The sequence below is a fragment of the Oceanobacillus polygoni genome (assembly GCF_008304605.1).
In the GTDB taxonomy this organism is placed as follows: domain Bacteria; phylum Bacillota; class Bacilli; order Bacillales; family Amphibacillaceae; genus Oceanobacillus; species Oceanobacillus polygoni.
Genome location: NZ_PIJY01000053.1, coordinates 1 through 917, shown reverse-complemented (window position 1 = coordinate 917; position 917 = coordinate 1). Strand labels below are relative to the sequence as shown.

Annotated in this window: 2 pseudogenes; both read right to left on the bottom strand. The window is 35.6% G+C overall.

The window, feature by feature from the left end:
* Positions 1 to 215, bottom strand: a pseudogene (locus tag F1560_RS22330) (SAM-dependent methyltransferase); the annotation flags it as partial.
* A 208-nt stretch (positions 216 to 423) separates the two neighbouring features.
* Positions 424 to 708: pseudogene (locus F1560_RS21100) on the bottom strand (EamA family transporter); the annotation flags it as partial.
* Positions 709 to 917 lie beyond the last annotated feature (209 nt).

Here is a 917-nt window from a genome sequence, read left to right as displayed (position 1 = left end):
GGGAAAATGCGAATCACCTCTTTAGTTACCCTTAGCATTTCATCTATTGTGTTTAAATGAAATTGGAATCCTAAACTATCAGAATACATAAATAGGAAGTGAGACGACAATAATAAATCGTGATTATCTTTAAATGGTAAAGATGGTAATGCAACCGGGATATAACGTTCATTATGTTCTCTCATAACACTTGAACAATCCTTTAAAGCCTTCAATCGTTGAGCTCGTAAGCTTCAATGTCATTAAAATAATCCCATACATAATTAGACCTCGCTTTTTTCATGCTTTCCATAGCGTGCTCTAAGTCATGATAACCTTTGCTCTCAAGGGAATCTACCGAATGATCATAGGTAATGTCCCCTACTGTTACATCTAATCCGTACTGATTAGTTACTTTCGTAAAAGAACATGCTCCCGCGGGATAACAGCGCCGATTACAGCGATTCCCATCGCCAATAATGCAGACTTCGTCGTGCGTTCCTTGTATAAAATAAAGCCACCAATCAATCAAACGATAGGCTGCAAAGCAAGAATGATTGTTGAACTTGCGACAGAAGTTAGTTTTAACGATCCGAACCATAGTGCAAAATGTAATGCTAGAAATAATCCTGAAAAGAATAACAATAGCCATTCCTTTTGGGATATTTTTTGGAATTCTTCCCGCCTTGTCCAGACAAAGGGGAATAATAAAATCGCTGCCATCCACATGCGGCGATAGTTTTTCCTTTCTGTTTTAGGATATAAATGCTCATCGATGTAAAAATAAGCTTTGTTTAACATCAACTTAATATCTGATAAATATGAAAAATATAATATTAAATAGACGAATACACATTTTTTCCTTGTTTGCATATACTGCTAAGGGCTTTCGAGAAAAGGAGTGTGTAAAAATGAGTGAAAAATGGAATATTAATGAT